The sequence below is a fragment of the Sutcliffiella halmapala genome (assembly GCF_002019665.1).
Lineage (GTDB): Bacteria > Bacillota > Bacilli > Bacillales > Bacillaceae_I > Sutcliffiella_A > Sutcliffiella_A halmapala.
Genome location: NZ_KV917375.1, coordinates 795766 through 816380, shown reverse-complemented (window position 1 = coordinate 816380; position 20615 = coordinate 795766). Strand labels below are relative to the sequence as shown.

General features: G+C 38.8%; 15 protein-coding genes. All 15 read right to left on the bottom strand.

Annotated features, from left to right (window positions below):
- Positions 1-29: 29 nt before the first annotated feature.
- A complete protein-coding gene (locus BK580_RS03685) occupies positions 30-788 on the bottom strand; it encodes a sugar phosphate isomerase/epimerase family protein (RefSeq protein ID WP_078379053.1) in 759 nt (252 codons plus the stop codon).
- A 19-nt stretch (positions 789-807) separates the two neighbouring features.
- A complete protein-coding gene (locus BK580_RS03680; protein WP_078379052.1) occupies positions 808-1869 on the bottom strand; it encodes a Gfo/Idh/MocA family protein in 1062 nt (353 codons plus the stop codon).
- Between the two features lie 148 nt (positions 1870-2017).
- Positions 2018-2986 (bottom strand): sugar phosphate isomerase/epimerase family protein, encoded by a 969-nt coding sequence (locus BK580_RS03675; protein WP_078379051.1) that lies wholly within the window; start codon positions 2984-2986, stop codon positions 2018-2020.
- A 28-nt stretch (positions 2987-3014) separates the two neighbouring features.
- On the bottom strand, positions 3015-4052 hold the full coding sequence (locus BK580_RS03670; RefSeq protein WP_078379050.1) for a Gfo/Idh/MocA family protein: 1038 nt from the start codon (positions 4050-4052) through the stop codon (positions 3015-3017).
- A 17-nt stretch (positions 4053-4069) separates the two neighbouring features.
- Positions 4070-4792: a ThuA domain-containing protein gene (locus tag BK580_RS03665; protein ID WP_078379049.1), complete on the bottom strand. Its 723-nt coding sequence runs from the start codon at positions 4790-4792 to the stop codon at positions 4070-4072.
- A 51-nt stretch (positions 4793-4843) separates the two neighbouring features.
- On the bottom strand, positions 4844-4996 hold the full coding sequence (locus tag BK580_RS23480; protein ID WP_169864782.1) for a hypothetical protein: 153 nt from the start codon (positions 4994-4996) through the stop codon (positions 4844-4846).
- A gap of 115 nt (positions 4997-5111) precedes the next feature.
- Positions 5112-6101 carry a LacI family DNA-binding transcriptional regulator gene (locus BK580_RS03660; protein WP_078379048.1) on the bottom strand — a complete coding sequence of 330 codons (990 nt, stop codon included), beginning with the start codon at positions 6099-6101 and terminating at the stop codon, positions 5112-5114.
- 237 nt (positions 6102-6338) lie between these two features.
- Positions 6339-7454: a Gfo/Idh/MocA family protein gene (locus BK580_RS03655; RefSeq protein WP_078379047.1), complete on the bottom strand. Its 1116-nt coding sequence runs from the start codon at positions 7452-7454 to the stop codon at positions 6339-6341.
- Between the two features lie 64 nt (positions 7455-7518).
- Positions 7519-10866, bottom strand: a complete 3348-nt coding sequence (locus BK580_RS03650; RefSeq protein WP_078379046.1) for a GH36-type glycosyl hydrolase domain-containing protein — start codon at positions 10864-10866, stop codon at positions 7519-7521.
- A 20-nt stretch (positions 10867-10886) separates the two neighbouring features.
- Complete coding sequence (locus tag BK580_RS03645) at positions 10887-13046, bottom strand: glycoside hydrolase family 3 N-terminal domain-containing protein (RefSeq protein WP_211278994.1); 2160 nt, start codon at positions 13044-13046, stop codon at positions 10887-10889.
- A gap of 164 nt (positions 13047-13210) precedes the next feature.
- Positions 13211-14167 carry a carbohydrate ABC transporter permease gene (locus BK580_RS03640; RefSeq protein WP_078379044.1) on the bottom strand — a complete coding sequence of 319 codons (957 nt, stop codon included), beginning with the start codon at positions 14165-14167 and terminating at the stop codon, positions 13211-13213.
- A 13-nt stretch (positions 14168-14180) separates the two neighbouring features.
- Positions 14181-15044, bottom strand: a complete 864-nt coding sequence (locus BK580_RS03635; RefSeq protein WP_078379043.1) for a carbohydrate ABC transporter permease — start codon at positions 15042-15044, stop codon at positions 14181-14183.
- 2 nt (positions 15045-15046) lie between these two features.
- Complete coding sequence (locus tag BK580_RS03630) at positions 15047-17305, bottom strand: DUF5696 domain-containing protein (RefSeq protein ID WP_078379042.1); 2259 nt, start codon at positions 17303-17305, stop codon at positions 15047-15049.
- Positions 17298-19319 (bottom strand): SMP-30/gluconolactonase/LRE family protein, encoded by a 2022-nt coding sequence (locus BK580_RS03625; RefSeq protein ID WP_078379041.1) that lies wholly within the window; start codon positions 19317-19319, stop codon positions 17298-17300. The genes BK580_RS03630 and BK580_RS03625 overlap by 8 nt, the downstream gene beginning before the upstream one ends.
- A 208-nt stretch (positions 19320-19527) precedes the next feature.
- Positions 19528-20403 carry a carbohydrate ABC transporter permease gene (locus BK580_RS03620; RefSeq protein ID WP_078379040.1) on the bottom strand — a complete coding sequence of 292 codons (876 nt, stop codon included), beginning with the start codon at positions 20401-20403 and terminating at the stop codon, positions 19528-19530.
- Positions 20404-20615 lie beyond the last annotated feature (212 nt).

The window sequence follows — 20615 nt, the reverse complement described above, 5'->3', positions numbered from 1 at the left end:
TTTAGAGGGCATTACCTCATCTTACTTTATTACATATTATCAATTATTTTATGCAGATTCGTAATACTCACTCTCAAGCTATCTAGCGGGTTTCCTGGGCACACATCCTGTTCCACTGCATACCATTCAATTCCGTTTTGTTCACCCCATCGCAAAATAGGTGAAAAATCAATCGAGCCAGTTCCAACCTCTGCAAAGGATTTTTCCTCGTTGTTAGCCATGTCCTTTAAATGAATAATCGGCATTCTATTCGCGTATGGCTCTAAGAAGCTAATAATCTCTTTGTCACCCTTTTTTACCCAGTACACGTCTAATTCGGCTAATAGTAAGTTATCCTCTGTTGGTTCCAGTAAATAATCTAAAGCATTTTGTCCATCAATCTCTGTTTCAAATTCAAAGTCATGATTATGATAGCTAATTCGGTAGCCATCTTCTTGAAGCTTGCTAGCAATCTCATTAAGCTCTGCTTTTAAGGCAATATAGCTCTCTGCATTTCGATCTTCTTCTACTAAATAAGGTAAAATTAAGTCTTTCGTTTGAAAGATTTCTGCTTCTTCTAGAACTCTAGGAAGCTCGTTACGGAAGCTATCAAGATCGATATGCATTCCTGCTGTTCCAAGTCCTAACTCCGTCATAACGGCAGCAATTTCTTTTGGGTCATTGCCAAACAGACCAGAAATTTGCACTCCTGCATAGCCCATTTCCTTTAACTCTTTCAGTACACCTGGAAAGTCTTTCTCTAATAAATCACGAACCGTATATAGTTGTGCTGCAATTTTATGCTTCATTGAAAGCGAACCTCCCATTTTATAATCTTACTTCATGTCCTGTTTCAGCAGACTTATAGATAGCATCTAGAATTTTGATCATATCAACGCCTTGATCTGGTGTGAAAATTGCCTCGGCTCTACCTTGAACAACATCAACAAAGTGATTGATATTGTTTGCATGATCACCTGTCTCGTGATTACGAATTTCAGGGTCTACATTCCAAAGCTTTTCTTCTACCTCTGTAAAGATTTTTAGCTTGCCATTTTTAAAGCTTGCTCCCGCTTTTGTTCCGCGTAACTCATAGAAGTTCACTTCTTCTTCAATATTAGAAGCCCAGCTAAATTCAATTTGAAGGCTTGCTCCATTATCAAAGCGGATAAAGCCTGTTGCTAAATCCTCCACATCAAAGGTTCCGCCTGCTTGCTTTGTACCAAATTGACTGTGAACAGAATCTGCAAGGTCGGTATCTGCAAATTTCGTGTAGGTAGAACCAACTACTGAGACAGGTTTAGGGTTACCCATAATCCAGATTGCTAGATCAATAAAGTGAACACCAAGATCAATTAGTGGGCCACCACCAGATAATTCTTTTGTCGTGAACCAGCCACCTTTACCTGGAATACCTCTTCTACGAATCCAGCCACAACGACCAGTGTATACTTCACCCATATGCCCGTTTGCAACAACTTTCTTCATGTATTGTGCTGGTGCGCTGAAACGATTATTTCGCATCACCATTAACGTCTTGCCGGTGCGCTCCGCTGTGTCAGCCATTCTTTGTGCTTCTTCTGGACTAACTGCATCTGGTTTTTCACATAAAACATGCTTTCCAGCCTCTAATGCAGCAACGGAATACTCTGAATGATAAAGATTAGGTGTACAAATATCCACAATGTTAATTTCCTCATGAGCTAGTACATCTTTATAGTCTGTATACACATGTGGAATATTAAATTCCTTTGCAACAGCCTCTGCTTTTTCACGGTCAACATCACAAACCGCAACAATTTCTACATCTTTATTTTCAACCCATGCCGGTGCATGTACATATCTAAAAATATTTCCTGCTCCAATAATGCCAAGCTTTAATTCTGCCATTTCTTCTTCCTCCCCCTAGTCATCACTCTTTAATTAATTAAGTATTTTAATCAATTGAAACTTAGTATTTATTTTACCTTATATTCAATAAAATGTTAACCAAAAGGAGCAGTATTTTACTAACTCCTTTCAGTTAACACTTATACTCTTACACCCACCACATCTCAGATGGCTGTTCTTTAATTAGTACGGATTGTAAGTTAGTTACCGCACGTGCAAACCCTTCTTCAATCGACATGATTGGATCTTCATGTTCAATACTCACCACGTAATCATAGCCGTATGTACGAAGAGCACTCATCATATCAGACCATTCCTGCACACTGTGTCCACACCCAACGGAACGGAAACTCCATGCTCGCTTTTGAATTTCTCCATATGGTTGCATATCTGTCAGACCATACATATTAACATTGTCTTGGTCAATGTATGTATCCTTTGCATGGAAATGGTGAATCGCACCTTTTGATCCTAGAATTTTGATCGCTGCTACTGGATCAATTCCTTGCCACCAAAGATGACTTGGATCTAAGTTTGCTCCAATTGCATCAGAGGTTAATTCTCTTAGCTTTAATAATGTGTGAGGAGTGTGAACGAGAAATCCGCCATGAAGCTCTAAGCCTATTTTCACGTTACGCTCTTCCGCATATTTCCCTACCTCTTTCCAGTAAGGGACAAGCTTTTCTTCCCATTGCCATTTTAAAACATCCGCGAATTCATTTGGCCACGGAGCAACTGGCCAGTTCGGCGCTTTTGCCTCTTCATGATCTCCAGGTACTCCTGAAAAACAGTTTACAACTGGAACACCAGTTAAATGCGCAAGATCAATTGTTTTTAAAAGGGTTTCATGTGATTCTTGTGCAAACTTCTTATCTGGAGAAATCGGATTACCATGACAACTAAAAGCACTTACTTGTAAGCCACGAGAATGGATTTCCTCCATATAAACATTTCGATCACTTTCGTCTTCTAGCAACGTATCTAATGGACAGTGATTGTTACCCGGATAGCATCCTGTACCTATTTCTACTGCGTCCAGCCCTGCATTTTTTACATAATCAAGCATTTCAGTAAATGATTTATTTGCAAAAAGAACGGTAAATACACCAAGTTTCATTCTTACTCACTCTCCTGTATGAATAGTTCTAGTTTAGCTCTTCTTTAAGATTAACAATCTGCTTTGTCTCGTTGGACTCCAGAGCACCTAATATTACTAACAAAGAGTTCTTCCCTTCGTTACCATCTACTAGTACTTCTGTATTTTCGATAATACTAGCGACAAAATGGTCAATAACTTGTGAACCTGTTTGGCCGCCGCTATCGTTGCTTTGAATTTTCCCTAGTTCATAACGAACTGTTTCTCCAGTTGTATATTGCACTACTAAAGAATGCGTTGGGTCATCTTCTAAACGAAGTACTGCTTTTTCTGCGTAGATGATCGTAGAGTTATCCTCTCTCTTATAAGACCAGCTTGCAGCAAGTGTTCCAACAATACCACTTTCGGTTTTTAACACACAAACAGCTGTATCATCAACATCTGTGTTTTCTTTCGCAGATGTTTCAATAAATGCCCCAACCTCGACAATTTCTTCTCCTAGTAAGTAACGTAGAAGGTCCGATTTATGAACACCTAAATCGCCCATTGCGCCAATAAATGCTTCTTCTTTACGGAAGAACCAGCTATCTTTTCCATCGACACTCCAGCCTTCAGGTCCAGGGTGGCCAAATGCTGTTCTAAAGCTGTAAATTTTTCCGACCTCTCCACTTTCAATAAGCTTTCTTGCTTTTTGATGGGAAGGAACGAAACGTTGATTGTGTGCAATCATCAGTTTTTTGCCAGCTGCCTTTGCTGCCGCAATCATCTCATCCGCTTCTTCCTTAGAAGTCGCCATCGGCTTTTCACAAAGGACATTTACTCCAGCATTTGATGCATAAATGGAAACAGGTGCGTGTAAATAGTTTGGTGTGCAAACACTAACAATATCTAACTCTTCACTGTCTATCATTTCTTTATAACTCTCATATGTCTTTCCGCCGTACTGCTCAGAAGCTTGATCCGCCCGCTCCTTTACCACGTCACATAAAGCCACAATTTCGACGTTTTTATTTGCATGGTATTCTGGTAAATGACGGTATTTCGCGATGCTGCCACATCCTACAACCCCAACACGTAACTTTTTCATTCGTAAATCCCCCTAAATTACTTGCTCTTAATTTCTTCTAATGGTTTTGCGTTTCCGTAATAAACATGTCCACTTTCTGTTGGTTTGGCCCAATTTACTGCATTGCTAATAACTCGCTGAACTTTTTCATGGTAATATGTTGGATACGTTTCATGTCCTGGTCGGAAGTAAAAGATCTTTCCTTTTCCGCGTTTATATGTACATCCACTACGGAACACTTCTCCACCCTCAAACCAACTAATTAAAACAAGCTCATCTGGATCTGGAATATCAAAATGCTCGCCATACATTTCTTCTCTTTCAATATCGATATGCTCGCCAATTCCCTCAACGATCGGGTGGCCAGGAGATACAACCCAAAGACGTTCCTTCTCGTCTGCCTCTCTCCACTTCAAGTCACAAGTAGTACCCATTAATGTTTTAAAGATTTTAGAGAAATGACCGGAATGCAACACGATTAATCCCATGCCATCTAATACTCTATTTTTTACACGAGTAACAATCTCATCACTAACTTCATCATGTGCTACATGTCCCCACCAAACAAGAACATCTGTATTATCTAACACTTCTTCAGTTAAGCCATGCTCTGCTTCATCTAATGTAGCAGTTCCTACTTCATGTCCATTTTCTTGTAAAAAAGCAGCAATCGCTCCGTGAATTCCTTCAGGATAAACCTCTCTTACTTTTTCATTCGTTTTCTCATGACGATTCTCATTCCAAACAGTAACTTTTATCATGTCTCATCTGCCCCTTTCAAATTAAAAACTGACTCTATTTTTTCAAAACGATTAAATTGCTATTAAATATGGGAACGTTTCCACATCGCTTTCCATGAAACGTTTCAGTACTTCTACTACCTCTACATTATAATTGGATATTAAAGCGTTTTCAATGTTTAACTCCGAACTAAACATAAAAATTCCGACTTTTTCTTCCGCCAAAATAAAACCTCAAAAAGAACACCTAACACAAAATCAAAAAGCAAACACAAAAAAGGCTCCCTTCCCCCTCCGTCTACCTTGAAAGCAAACAAAAAAGAAAGAAAACCTTCTACTTTTAATATTTCACTGAATTTCGTTCGATTAATTCTGTCGATAGTTTAAAGGACTTCTCCACTTTTTCCTTCGATAGCACTTGAAACACAACATGAACAGCTAAAGCTCCTGCTTCATACTTTGGTTGTCTTATAGTAGTCAAGGAAGGTGTCACATATTCAGAAAGCTGAATATCATCGTATCCAATAATGGAGATATCATCTGGAACACTGATTTTGTTCTCTTTAAACGCCTGTAATCCACCTAAAGCCATTTCATCATTTGCATAAAATATTGCTTGAGGTAATTCTCGCTGCGCAATTAACATTTTGGTTGCACGATATCCACTTTCACGAGTGAAATCACCAAACACTTTCCATTTGGATTGATAGGTAATATTATGTTCTTTTAATGCATCCATATAGCCTATATATCTCATTTCATTATCATAAGAATTAAAAGGCCCACTTACAAACGCTATCTCACGATGTCCCTTATTAATTAAATATTCTGTAGCCAAGTAGCCGCCATGAATATTATCTACTTCAACTTGGTATACAAACTCGTTTTCTATTTTTCGGTCTAGCACGACGATTGGAAATCCTTCTCTTGCTGATTCTAAAATAATATCATCAGTGATGTTATGAGCTAAAATAATTGCGCCATCCACTCTTTTTTCCTTTAAAAATTTCACAGCGGTTGATTGTGCACCACCTACTGAACTACATGCAATAAGGTCATATCCATTCGTCATGGTTACTTCTTGTACCCCTTTAATTAATTCTGAATAAAAGGGACCAGATAGATCACTTAAAATTAAAGCTATTGTATTGGTTTTTGTTCGTTTTAAATCAGATGCAAAACCATTCTTTAGATAGTTTAGTTCACGGGCAGCCTCTTGCACTTTTTTCATCGTTGCTGGGCTAACTTTATTCACATTATTAAGTGCATATGAAGCTGTCGAAACTGCCACACCTGCAAGTTTTGCAACGTCCTTTATAGTTGGTGCCATCTTTTTCACATCTCCATTGTTCTAATTAAGCCTGTTTCATTGATAAACCCACAGCTAGTAGAAAATCGTAGTTCCACACTAATCGGAACTAGTGTGGAACTACGAAAGTTTTTCTTCCTTTATTCTACACCATTAAAGGTAATTTGAAACGTTTCACGGCACTAATTCTAGCATAATGTAAACACTTTCAAGAATCAACAATTATGCTTACAAATTCCAATTTTTCCTTTTTTTGAGTTAATTATTTAGAAGGTCTTGTCTTTCTTTTGAAAAACCAATTGGAAAAGCTTCTGGACGGGTGCATGCATTTTCAATAGAAATATGTTTTCCTTCAATGGAAGAACGGTGGATGGCGTGCATTGTTTCAAGAACCTGTAAAGCTAACTCTCCACTAGCACGATGTGGACGATTGTTTCTAATTGCATAAGCCATATCTGCTACACCTATTCCACGGCTATTTTCACTATATCCATATGCTAATGGAACTGTTGTAAACTCTGCATCTCCTGCTCTTCTAATGGAAATAGTTCCTCCAAAATAATTTGGGTCTGGAACACTAAGTGTCCCAAGAGTTCCATAAATCTCCATACTAGGAAGCTGAGTTCCCCCCATTACATCAAAGCTCGTTATGAGTGTTGCAACCGCTCCGTTTTCAAAATCAAGAATCCCAGTAACATGGGTAGGAGTTTCAACTGAAATCATTCGACCGAAATCTTCTGCTCTTGTAACCATTCTTTCTGGAGAAGGAATAATAGCAGAACCTGAAACCTTTTTGATTGGACCCATTAAATGAATGAATGCTGTGAGATAATATGGTCCCATATCAAACATAGGTCCTCCACCTTTTTGATAATAAAAATCAGGGTTCGGATGCCAAGCCTCGGGACCTGCTCCTAACATAAAACCAGTTGCGGCAATCGGTTGCCCAATCCAGCCGTCATCAATAAGCTTACGGCAAGTTTGGAGAGCACCACCTAGAAATGTGTCCGGCGCACAACCGACTCTTAGACCCTTTTCCCGCGCTTTTTCAAGGATTCTTTTTCCCTCTTCCACTTCAATCGTTAATGGCTTTTCTACAAATACATGTTTGCCAGCTTCCAACGCAGCAAGTGTTACTTCAGCATGAGCTTTGGGAATCGTTAAGTTTATAACAATTTCAATCTCTGGATCTTGTAGCATTTCTTCAACAGTATACACCTTATCAATTTTGTACTGCACAGCTTTTTCGTGAGCTTTTTCTTTATCAATATCTGCTACTGCTACGATATCTAAAATAGAAAATTTCTCCGGTGCTTCTAAATAGATCCCACTAATTGTTCCTGTTCCGATTATTCCTACTTTTACTTTTTCCATCGCTTATAACACCTCTACCTATTAATAAATGCGACGACCAAATCGATCGCCGCACTTACTTTTTTTATATAAAAATTTCGATTACATTTTTCCCTTCGTTTAACACGCTCTCCAGCTGCTGTTTACTAATAGTAAAACCACCTTGACGATATCTATTAGTAAGCGGCGTCCCCTCTACAGCTTGACCATTAATCTCTACCTTTTTATCTGCTTGATTTAAGTGATAAACAAAGCTGATGTCATGGCCATTAAAATTAAACTCAAACGTTAGCCCATTTAATTTTTCTGGAAGGACTGGATCAATGACTAGATCGCCTCCATGTTTGCGAATACCTAAGCAATTAGATATCAGTTGGTTCATGTAGATTCCAGGACCGCTTGAATAGATTCTCCATCCGCCTTTAACCTGCACTGTTCCTTGACGAAGCTCATCGAAACGCTCTTGCGCTTCGTAGCGGGTATTGAATTTCCCGTCCGAGCTACTAAAATAGGCATTGCTTTGGCGTCTTTCTGCATTTGGTACTGCTTGTTGGATGCCAATTGGATTAATCACATTTAAACCATTCCATACTTCATCTGTTTTGCCGATTTTCGCCATTGCTTCAACGAAACGGATATGTGCATGCACGTATTGTAAACCAATTTCACGACCAAAGTTAGCTGCTTGTTCTGCACGTTTGAAATGAGTGCTAACACCACCAGCGTAATTTGCTGGACGGTTCATCAGTCTTACTCCATCTGGGCAAAATAGCTTTTCTTTAATGACATTATAATGTGATTCTGCTTGCTCAGGTGTTAAAAGTTCGCTGATCATACTTCTTGTCATTGGAAGTAAGCGATAATGAATACCAGTTTTCGTGTCCTCAGGATGAACCATTAATTCTGGTTTACCTGGCTCCTCCATGTAAACAAATCCAGGGATTACTTCAGAACCTAACATATATTGATTAAAGTCTTTCTCAATTCCTTCTGCTAAGCCGCGTAATTCTTCCGCTTCCTTTGTATCAACCTCTTCTAATGCTTTCGATAGAGTGTTCAACACTTGATACGTTAAGGAAACCGTCCAACTACTTACCATGTACTGCTTTAACTGTGCATTTGCAGGCTGAAGCGTATCGTCCCAATCTCCATCACCATAAGAAGAAAGGTGCGTATCGTGTAAGAAATGATCTTTAATAAATTGGATTTCTTTTTTCGCATGCTCGTAAACAGTTGCTGTGTTTTCGGTAAGCTGGTAAGCCCCACGAATAGTGTAGGGTACTTTTTCTTGTAAAATACTATAGTCATTCGTAATAGTTAAATAATCACCTAATACTTTTAATGGCCAAACGATAATATCACCATGGCTCTCATCATGTTGGATACGGAAATATTTATCAAACATGAACCATTGCGGCCAGTTCCCGGTATCCTCGTATTGGTGAGAATAAACCTTCTTAATAATTTCTTTTACACTATCATATTTTTGAGTTGCCATGAAATATTCCGTTGGTCCCTGACATACATCACGCGTTCCCCATGCTGCTCCACCATATTGCTCTAAGCCGTGTGGTACGGAATAGTGAACAAGCATATTGTGTGTGTACCACCATGCTAATGCATTTACTTTCTCTAGCTCTTCGGTGCTTTCATTGTTTTGCGTAAGCTTGAAGCCATTCATTACATTTTGGAAAAATGCGCGATAGCTCTCTATTTCGGTAGCAGCGTCACGTTTTACAAGAGGAATCTCTTCTCCATAAAGCAATCCTTGTATCGTCATTGTCCACTCGCTAGTTGCACCCATTTCTAACACGACTAACGAAGCAGAATTTGGTGTAGCATTTGCAACGAGTTTTGTTTCGTTATCTACGGTAAAGGACGTACCTTCAACAGCGACTTTATAAGAAAGGTCTGGATACGTGTTCGCACTATCAGAACTTTTGTCTGCAAAAAATGATAGCGTATTACCTTCATTTTTCATCACAAAAGGAACTTCTAGTTCATTATTGTTCATGGAAACTTGGTTTGTTACAAGATAACGATATTGTTTTCCTTTATCAGAACGAACATGCAATTGTACCTCTGGAGAGTTCACTACCGTATAATTCGTAATGACGATCATATCATCTGCTGTCTTGTAGAACCAACGTGCATAATTGAAGCCAATTTCAAATAGAGATGGCATCGTTAGCAATTGATAAGTCCCGTCTACTTCTAAGTAAATCCGTTGACCGGATGTTTTCATGACATTTAAGGCATTACGTGCATTCGTTATCATTTTATTGAAAGACGTGTTACCAACAACAAGCTGACAATTGAAAATTCCATACATATAGGAAGTTGATGTTAAGACATTTTCTGTCATCTTGTCATTGTTACCTGTCATAATAATATGACCATGCGGACGTTCTACATGCTGCTCTTTTTCTTTTAACACAACATGCTCATGCGTTTGGGTAAAGAAGGAAAGCAATGTATCACCATCCCACTCTTCTTGATGACGGTTAGGAAAATAGGAATCAAGCTCCTCTTTCGTCATCGATGTTCCAGCAAGTGTTCCTTTGAAAGAAGGATGCATGCTTACTTTTTCTAAAGAGAGTAATGCAGTTGCTGTATGCGGCATCTCTTGTTCCCATGCTTGCTGCACTTCTTCTGTATGTTCTAAAGTAGTAACGGCAGTCGCTTGATTTTCTTTAAATAAACCGTAAAAGACAAATTGATGTTTGCCAGTTAACTCTACACGTTCTGATTGTAATGCAGTGTAGGCAAATTCGTATTGGTAGATTTCATTAGCTAGTGTTTCCTTCGTTAATACTTCAGGTTGGTTTGTTTCTTTATAAGATAAACCAAAGAATTGGTACCCATCTGTAGAATAACCTACTGATTTTGTTAGAGAACCTTGTTGTAAATATGGAAATCCTCCTGGTTGTGGTTGGTTTTGACGAGAACATACAATATATCCATTCTTCTCATCTTCAAATACAGTGTGATCAATGTATTGAGCTAAGTAAGACTCGTTGGAACGAATTAACCCTTTACTCCCAATTCCTACATCTTGACCATAAACAAGATCCACTACTTCACCTTGTCCATCAACCGTAACATCCCAGAACCAGATACCCTTTTCTGACAATGTAAATACAACCTCGTAGGAAACGTTCTCAACAGTTCCTTCCCACACCATATGAGAATCAGAATGGCTTACATTGCTAGTTGAATGCACTCCTAAAAGAGGAAATACCTTTATTCCATCCTGACGATGTAAGCGCAAATATAGATTATTAAGTGCGCCATCTACGGGATTAGACATCCACTGATTAATCATGATTTCTTTATGTGTAGCTTCAAAAATATCTCCGCTGTTTAGGAAGGTAAAACGAAAATTTCCTGCTTGTATATTTATTTTAGCTGTACTTGTTGTTTGAGTTTGCATGGTTTTCCTCCTAGGTTTCTCTATTTTGCTAATTCAAATGTAAGCGCTGATAGCTCCTTACTGTTTGGCCCTATCATTACATGGAATTCTCCGTTGTCACTTGTAAATTGCAAATCCGAATGATAGTAACGTAGCTGTTCTTCTGTTATCGTAAAGAATATTTCTTTTGTTTCCCCAGGCTGTAACCAAACCTTACTATATCCTTTAAGTTCTTTTAGAGGGCGAACAATTTCACCTGAAATATCATGAATATATAGCTGTACAATCTCTTCTCCTGCCGTGTCACCAGCATTGGTAACCTTCACTGATACTGTAATTGGCTCGTTTGGCGTTATAATTGTTTGAGTTAAAGTCATCTCACTATAGGTGAAATTTGTATAGCTTAGTCCAAAGCCAAATGGCAATAGTGGTTCATTTGGGATATCCAAGTATTTAGATACATAATGGTTCGGTGCATCAGGTCGGTTTGGTCTTCCGGTATTAAAGCTATTGTAATAAACAGGTATTTGTCCTACTGAAAATGGGAAGGACATTGTTAACTTTCCAGAAGGATTAACATCCCCGAATAATAAATCTGCGACAGCTGCTCCACCTTCAGTTCCTGGATACCAAGCTTCTAAAACAGCGTCAACCTGATCAATAACACCATGTAAATCAAGTGGTCTACCATTAAATAAAACAGCGACCATTGGCTTTTGTAACTCTTTTAATTTGCTGATTAATTGGATTTGCGCTTCTGGTAATCGAATGTCAGCGCGACAACACGCTTCCCCGCTCATACTCGATCTCTCACCTAAAGCTAAAACGATAACGTCCGCTTCTTTTGCAGCCTTCATTGCTTCCTGCACTTGTTCTTCTGTTACTGTTTCAATATCTGAGCCTTCCGCAATGGTTAAGTTCGTAGCATCCATTTTCATTTTGAAGCCTTCATGAAGCTGGACAGCTTCCTCTTTAGAGCCGTGCCAAGACCATGGACCTAAAATATCTCCACTCTTTGCAAATGGACCAACAAGTGCCACCTTTTGTTCTTTTTGAAGCGGCAAGACACCCTCATTTTTTAAAAGTACACAAGATTTTGCAGCTAACTCACGAGATGCTTTTCGGTGCTCTTCTGACATAATGACTTGATTTTCTAATTCCTCATCAGCTCCGCGATAAGGATTTTCAAATAGTCCAAGCTTCTCTTTTAACGCTAAGATGCGGAGTACGGACTCATCAATAATCTCCTCGGAAACTTCTCCACTTTCCACAAGCTCCTTTAAGTGCTTCGGATAGCAAGATGTCATCATTTCAATGTCGACTCCAGCTACTATCGATTTTAATGCCGATTCTCTCTCGTCTGCAGCTACACCATGAAAGATTTGCTCCTTGACCGCTCCCCAATCAGAAATTAAAACGCCGTCAAAGCCCCACTCATCTCTTAAAAGATCTCTCATTAGCTTTTTATTTCCAGTTGCAGGAATACCATCAACTGTATTAAAGGCAGTCATCACCATTTCGCAACCTTCATCAAGAGCCGCTTTATAGGCTGGCAAATACGATTCTCTAAGCTGTCTTTCTGACATATTGACCGTGTTATAATCTCTTCCGCCTTCTGGAGCACCATATGCGGCAAAATGCTTTACACAAGCAGCAACACGGTGTTGATCATTTGTTAGATCATTTCCTTGAAAACCACGAACAAATGCTCTCGCAAAAAGACTGTTTAAATATGGATCTTCCCCCGTAGACTCCATCACTCTTCCCCAACGTGGGTCTCTTACTAAGTCCACCATTGGAGCGAAAGATACATGAACACCAGAAACTGCTGCTTCTTTTGCAGCTATTTCTGCACTTTTTTCCGCTAGCTCCATATCCCATGAGCAACCGATTGCTAAAGGAACAGGGAAAATGGTTTTAAAACCGTGAACTATATCAGCCATAATGAGCAAAGGAATACCTAATCGATTTTCTGCTAAATGCTCTTTTTGGATATTTCGAACTTCATTCGCACCGGATGCACCGAGTACAGAACCACTATTGATGACTACATCCTGGTCAATTCCAAGATCCGCCATCGGGCCAGTTATTTCACCGTCTCCTGCTGCACCTTTATAGAAAAAAGTAGCTAATTGAACCAATTGCGCAATCTTTTCATCTAAAGTCATTTGTTCTAATAGCGCATTCATATTTTTCTCCATTATGATTCCCTCCTTGATTTACACCACTTGAAACGTTTTTATGGATTAATTCCTTTGTTTGTTAATCATTATGTGTAATTTTATCATACTTTATCGAAACGTTTCTATATATTTTAAACAGATACCCTATCCATACAGAAATAGGGCATCGTGTAACCTCTCTGTTACTCTCCGGCAATACCGGATCGATCTACACCTTCAACAAACCAACGTTGAGTGATTAAATAGACAAGGAGCAATGGTAGAATCGTCATAACAGTCCCTGCCATTTTAATCCCTTCGTTAATTTCCCCTCCATCCGTATTCTGAGGGAACATTTGCTGATACGTTGCCACAAACTTCTGCAACTCCAACGGCAATGTAGTGAGAGAATTTCCAAAATAAATAGCTGCTAAATACGTTTCATTCCAATACCACACGAATGAGAAAAGGAACGAAATAATAATCGCTGGGGCTGCCATTGGAAGGGCAATCGTTAGAAAGATGCGTAAATAACCAGCTCCATCTAATTGTGCTGCTTCCTCTAGTGCCTTGGGTAACATTTTGAAGAATTGATAAAAGATTAAAATGAATATCGCACTATTGATCCCTTGACCTAGTAATGCTGGGAACAAAAACGACTGGATGCTACCTAGTATCCCCAACTCGTTAAAAAATACATAACGAGGGATGACCGTTACTTGTGGCGGTATGATAAAGGTTGATAACACTAGGACAAACATCGTTCTTTTAAATGGAAAATCAAACCGAGCAAAACCGTAACCAATTACTGCACAGACCGCTGTTTGTACAACAGCCGGTAATGCTGTCACATAAAAGGTTTGCAGCAAGGTCGGGAAAAACTTGAGCACTGAATAGGCTGATTCATAGTTATCAAGATACAGTTGCGTTGGAATCCAATTCACTAAAGGGTTTAAAATATCGTCTAAGCTTTTTAAACTATAGGACACCATATATAACAACGGATACAGGTAAACGAAGCCGATACCAATAAGCAAACCATAGATAAATAGCTTATATAAGAAGCCATCATTTCCTTTTACTCCAAAAGCCATTTTTTTGAGCCGTGTTGCGTAAGGATTTCCTCTTTTTTTTCGATTCGTAAACAACCAGCTAGCCATTATCTAACCTCCTCTACGCATAATTTTTCTTACCTCTAAACGTTAGAAAACCAACCGTTATTGCGAGTGCTACAGCAATAAGTAAGAAATAAATCCATGATAGGGCAGAGGCATAGCCAAAGCCAGTATCGATTTGAAACATATTACTCTGGATATGTCCAATAACTGGATTTAACGAAAAGATTGAGAACATTACAATTGTATATACGGTATTTACCACAATCATTGGGAAAATACTTGGTAATGTTACTTTCCAGAAGCACTCCCAGTTTGATGCTCCATCAATTTTTGCAGCCTCATATACTTGTTGATCAATTTTTTGTAAGGCTGCTAAAAAGATTAGGAATTGTACACCAGAAAACCAAAGGATAATAATGAGATTATCCATGAGATAAAGTAAAATCGTACTGAAAAATCCATCGGATGAAAGCATTGATTCAAAAATCGCGTATTCTTTAATAGAAGGAATAGTCGTTACACCCTGAGCGATCAATTCATTAATTACTGGACCACTCGCAATGATAACCGGAAGAAAGAATATCATTCTAAAAAAGTTTCTGAATTTAATTGGTTGGTTCAGTAATATCGCAATAATTAACGAGAATACAATGATGATTGGGACCGATAAGACTAGTTCCTGTACAAATGTCATAAGCTTTTGAGTGAAAAGTGCATCCACTGCAAACGCATATTCAAAGTTATCAAACTTAACAAATTTTGTTTGAATCCCTTGTGTCGTAATTTTGACTTGTTGAAAGCTCAAGTATAAAGAATAGAACAGGGGGTATGCTGTGAAAATCAGAAATCCGACAATCCATGGTGAGACAAACATTAAGCCTGTAAGTGTATTCTTTGATTTCATGGATAGCTGCTTCATGCTTATCTCCCCCCTTCTAATACTTCAAATGATGTTGCTTGTACTTCCACACCTTTAACAGTGTATGGGGATTCAGTGTAATTCACTAAGATCGAAACGCCGTTTTCATACAACACTTCGACAACCCCTTTTGCATGAACAATGCGATCTTCTATTGTCATGCCCTCTACTTGGCCAAGCCCTTCTTTTACGGACTGATAATGTCCTGCTATTGCATCCTTCCACACATCAAACTCCGAAGTATACAACCCTCTTGATGGTGTCTTAAGTAACAGCTGAGCAGGCTCTGTTGTTAAATAGAACGAAGGATAAGCACCGAATTCGATCATTCGTAGCACTTCTTCTTTCGGGTTATGAGAGAAATTAGAAAAGCTCGCATAATATGGCGTGTATCCTTTTAACACAATTTGCAGAAACGGCACTGTGTCTGTTACAAACATATAGTTAGAAGAGTACATCGGCATATCAAGATAACGATCCATGTATTCCCAAGCGTAATTATTAGGACGATAGAAGGATAAACCTCCTACTTCGTCTTGATATAGCTGGAAGATCTCTTTATATGTTTCTGTCATTTCATTTCTAGAGGAAGACATCCCTCTATTAAAATCAGAGAATAACTTATAACCCGTCGTATCTAAAGCGATATTAGAAATTCCGTGTTTAATAAAGTCCTTACTATCCTTTTTAGCAAATTCTAACGATTTTTGTGGGCTTAAATAATAGCTCATTTTTCCGTATTCGTTTCTAGTCATCGGCTGCGCATTTATCTTCTTCGCAACGTCTTTACTACCAGAGAACCCTGATGCTCCATCATAAGCCTTCGTAAAATCAGAGTAGAAGTAAAATGGGATATCCTTTTCCTCTAGCTGATTCATCGTATCCTCATAATCAGCTTTACTACCTAATTTCCTTTCGAGCGGAAATTTTTGCGGTAACGTGCCTGTTAATCCACCTTTTGTGTAACCTCGGTAAACAACATGCATGTTTTCTACATCGTTCTTTTGTAATTCTTCTACATACCCTGGAATTTGGCTAACCTCTGTCATTGGAAGCACAGAATCCCAAAACAATCCCTTTTTTGTTTCTCCACCAAGGAATTCCAAGCGAACATCTACGGAATCTTCTGTTTTCGTAAGCTCGCCATTATCGACTAGCAATTGTTGATAACGCTTTGCCATTCCAACATAATCCGCTTCCTCATCCGCTAAGAACATGACGCGCTGCTTAATGTCAAAGGAGTTCTTTTCCTCTTGGTAAACATTAAAGCCACCCATGGTTTTACTTGTTGGCTGATAATAATTAAAGCGATATTGGTATTCAGAGGTAACCCAGAAGAAATCTGTCGATGCCCCTGAAGGATAAGCAAGAATCGTTCCATAGCTTTGCCCTTCTTCAATAGCGGTGATAAAACCATTCTCTTTTACACCATGAACGGCTCCATACACTGGTACAGAAATGGCTTGTGTTGGATACGTAAAGCTATCTTCATTGTTCACATTACGAGTGAACCCTTCATCCGTGCCATATATAGCTCCGATAAAAGGAGTATCCGAAACAAACGGATTTTTTTCAAATCTCATTAAGGCTCCGCTTCCATCCGGGATAAATAAATAGCCGCTAATATCCGCTTCATTTACTGCACCAAGGAATGGATATACCTTCATCGAGACAATTTTATTGAACGTCCCATCTTCGACACCAGCTTCTGGAACGTGAATGATAACATCATCTTCTTCTAACGTTACTGTTAACTGTACGTCAATACTTGAATTCTTAAACGCAATATTCGCAGTAAAGCCGTTTTCCTCAAGCTTTATGTCTGGTGTAGAGTTTGCCGTCAGAATGCTTTCTGTTTTAGGATTACCTCGTCGATCTAAATATTCAATCGTAATGGCAGATTGCACCATCTCTACCCATGAGTTATTAAGTCGATAATTTTCTGGCTCGTCAATCCCTGAATTCCACACATAACCTGTGTGTTTATTAAGAATTTTTAACGCAAGTGACTCTCTATCTACATAAAGAGCTAATTCCGCGTTTTCTGTTACCTTTTCAAATCCATCAAACGACCCCTCTGGTAAAGGCTTGTTTGCTTTTTCAGTTTCCGTAAATTGATTGGAATCAAAGCGAAGCGTTTCCTCTCCAAGTTCTGACTCTATTTCAATGTCGGCAAGCTCGTCTCTATCTGTTAATGAGTCCGCGATAACATGAATCGGGAGCAGAGCAATAAGTAACAATAAAAATATCTTCTTATACACGGAGAATCACCTCCTGAATGATCGCTGTGATAAAGTCAACCACTTGATCTAATAACACGTAAATGATAAAGCAAACTAGTACGATAATAATCATACAGAAAATCGTAACTAATACATTTCGAACCGTTTCAAAAAATCCGAATGCATGGATTTCTTTTACCATGATGAACAAAATAATGAGCGACCAACCAACCATTACTTGCATGGAGAAGGTGTAAAGAAATGCTTCATTTAACGTTAACACATTGGACAATAACGTAATCGGTATAATAAACACTAAGAAAGGTGCTAACGAGTAAATAGTACCAATGTAAATATCCTGAAACTTACCTTCCCCGTCATTGATCGTACTAACTAAATAGTTCGCAATGATAAAGAGTAAAATTGGTAAAAATAGTGTCGCTAGTTCTAGTGCTATATTTATCTGATCTGCATTAAACCCTCTAAAAATAAAGCCTGTAAAGTATTTCATGATGATATATTCGACGAACAACACCAAATACAGGATGGTTGCCGAAAGAACCGATACCTTCTTGATTCGCTTTACATAATAGAAGCTATCTACTGGTTGTTTCAAAAATTTAAATAAAAATAGCAGCTCGCTTATTAGTTGACGTCCCTTAATGGCCTTCCAACGGTTTCTAGCTGGTTGTAAGATGCCTTTCTTTTTATCGACGTACAACACAGAAGCGCGAATCGCAAACAGACCAATCAGAATGGCAAATACATAGCTTAAGTTTTCTTGCATCCAAACATTTCGGATTTCCCAGAACGAGTTAGAGTACCCATACGTATCTCCTACATGTTCAAAGGAATTAAGTGCCTTTTCATATTCCTGTTGTTTGTAGTACGATTCTCCCATTGCATAATGAGCAAGTCCAATCGACGAATTCAACCGAAGGACTTCACTCCAATACTTCCCACTTTCCACATAATGACCATCGGCAAATAAGGAAAGCCCACCGTGCATCATTTCCGCAAAAGCAGTCGGTTCTAGTAATTGAATCGTACCTCGTTCCCTGTCTGAAACAAAGATACGCCCTAAATTATCGACACTAATACCGGATGGATCCCGAAATAAACCTAAGCGGTTCGTTCCATCATCCCTACCACCGAATACGAAGATTAAGTTACCGTAGTTATCATACTCATAAATACGACCATTGTTTTCGATAACAAAGAAATTTCCAAGTGGCCCAATAGTGATATCACGTAAATTAGTAGAATCGGATATACCGGAATATAAAATATTGCTTCCAGCAATATTTAACTTTCTAATTACTTCAAACTTTGTTCCTGCAGTAATCGTATACACTAACCCTTTATTATCAATAGCAATATTTGTAGGGGCTGGTGGCACCTTTAAAAACATGCTAGCTCGTTGTCTGTCAGTCGTAAGGGCATCTTGGATGACGGACATTAGTGAGGATTGTGTGCGATTCGAACCAAAGAATCCTAAGAATGTGCCATCTTGACCTATTTGAATAATTCCGTTTGTTGAGCCTTCTCCAATAATATAAAGATTCCCACGCTTATCTACCGTTAGTTTTTGTGGTTTATAAGGAGATCTTGTCCCAAACAATGGAGATTCTGGTCGGCCATATTCTTGGATTTTTTCCCCTGTTGGAGAAAAGCGAAAAACCTTTTCACTTGCATAATCCGCTACATATATTTCTTGATTATGATCGACAAATACTCCCGTAGGCTGCTGTAGGTCTCCAGCTCCTACTTCTAAAAGCTTCTTCCCATTTTCATCGAATTTCGTGACTTTTTTCGTTCCTGAATCCGCTACATACACATTGTTATTTTCATCAATGTAAATATCTTCTGGGTTTACGATCTCACTGTTACTTCCAAAGAGACCAACTGGGATATAAGCAGTTTGCGTTTCAATAATATCCCAATCTGATGATAACGTCTCTGTTTTGTAAGGAACAGAAAGCGAAGCAGAGGATTGTGCTGGAAATAGTATCAGTAACCAAACACATATTAAGCCGATGAAGAGTCGCTTCATTTTCTTTCCTCCCTCTTTTACTTAGGCTCTTTTCGTTAAAATTGTTTCTTTAAGCTGGTAAAAAGTCGGCATTTGGACTTTTTATCGTCATTTTGCTTACGAAATAGAAGAAAGGCCGTCGATTACATGCTGGAAAAGAACACGATTGCAACGATTATGACGGGCAGATTTTATTTGCGAAAAGCAATAAAGTATGCGAAAACAACTCTTACTTGATACCGGAATGAGCCATCGTATTCATAACTTGACTTTGTAAGATAATAAAGATAATTAAGTTTGGAATAAACATAATTAAGGATGCAGCCGCTGCCATCCCTTGTCCGGCTACTGTATTGCCAGTTGTAGCAGTCAACGTGGACATATAGAATGCGAACGTTTTTAAGTTCTCATCATTAACAAATAAGGTCGATGTTTCGGTATTATTCCACACAAGCTGGAAGGACAGAATCGCAATCGTCGCTATCGCTGGCTTTACTAATGGAATAATGATTTTTCCGAAAATCTGATAGTCTGTTGCGCCATCCATTTGTGCTGCTTCAATCAATTCATTCGGTATTTGATCAATAAACTGCTTAACGAGGAATAACCCAATTGGCATCGCAATCAAAGGGAATATGTGTACGACAAATGTATCAAGTAGTCCCACCTTCTCAATAAGTAAATACCTTGGAATTACTACTGCTGCTGACACAAACATTAAGGCAAGCGTATTGATTTCAAAAATTGTTTTCTTTAATCGGAATCGTTTCTTTGATAGTGCATATCCAGCCATCGTACTAATAAGTACTGTTAACAACACCACAAGTAACGTTATCGCAATACTGTTAAATAAGTAGCGAGACATCGGTACACCCGAGGCACTCGTATTATTCATCAAATCAATAAAGTTCTGAAATGTTGGCTTTTGCACGAAGAAGCGAGGTGGATAGGCAAAGAGCTCATCTATTGGCTTAAAGGCATGAGAAAAGACAAATACTATGGGCATTGCCATAAAGACAGCTAACGGAATGAGAAAAAGATAAAACTTTATCTGGCTCCGGTGAAATCGATCTGGATTTATTTTCGATCCATGAAATGCCGACACGTCGTTCACTCCTTACATCTGAAGATTAGTAGAGGCTTTTTTCGTTTAGATATTTGCTTCATCAGATTTTTAAAAATGGCTAACCTGAAAAAAGATAGAGCACTGTTGAACTCCCTTTCAATTTCTGCTCCTGGCACAAGATTCCCCGGGGCGCTTGTGGAGCCTCCTCGACGAGAAGCGCTCCTGCGGGGTCTCCACAAAACGCTATCTCC

Bases quoted from the DNA above. Each gene is read 5' to 3' on its own strand.
- BK580_RS03640 (WP_078379044.1), bottom strand. From the start codon at position 14,167: ATGGCTAGCTGGTTGTTTACGAATCGAAAAAAAAGAGGAAATCCTTAC.
- BK580_RS03645 (WP_211278994.1), bottom strand. From the start codon at position 13,046: ATGGAGAAAAATATGAATGCGCTATTAGAACAAATGACTTTAGATGAA.
- BK580_RS03665 (WP_078379049.1), bottom strand. From the start codon at position 4,792: ATGATAAAAGTTACTGTTTGGAATGAGAATCGTCATGAGAAAACGAAT.
- BK580_RS03655 (WP_078379047.1), bottom strand. From the start codon at position 7,454: ATGGAAAAAGTAAAAGTAGGAATAATCGGAACAGGAACAATTAGTGGG.
- BK580_RS03625 (WP_078379041.1), bottom strand. From the start codon at position 19,319: ATGAAGCGACTCTTCATCGGCTTAATATGTGTTTGGTTACTGATACTA.
- BK580_RS03650 (WP_078379046.1), bottom strand. From the start codon at position 10,866: ATGCAAACTCAAACAACAAGTACAGCTAAAATAAATATACAAGCAGGA.
- BK580_RS03635 (WP_078379043.1), bottom strand. From the start codon at position 15,044: ATGAAGCAGCTATCCATGAAATCAAAGAATACACTTACAGGCTTAATG.
- BK580_RS03680 (WP_078379052.1), bottom strand. From the start codon at position 1,869: ATGGCAGAATTAAAGCTTGGCATTATTGGAGCAGGAAATATTTTTAGA.
- BK580_RS03670 (WP_078379050.1), bottom strand. From the start codon at position 4,052: ATGAAAAAGTTACGTGTTGGGGTTGTAGGATGTGGCAGCATCGCGAAA.
- BK580_RS03675 (WP_078379051.1), bottom strand. From the start codon at position 2,986: ATGAAACTTGGTGTATTTACCGTTCTTTTTGCAAATAAATCATTTACT.
- BK580_RS03660 (WP_078379048.1), bottom strand. From the start codon at position 6,101: ATGGCACCAACTATAAAGGACGTTGCAAAACTTGCAGGTGTGGCAGTT.
- BK580_RS03685 (WP_078379053.1), bottom strand. From the start codon at position 788: ATGAAGCATAAAATTGCAGCACAACTATATACGGTTCGTGATTTATTA.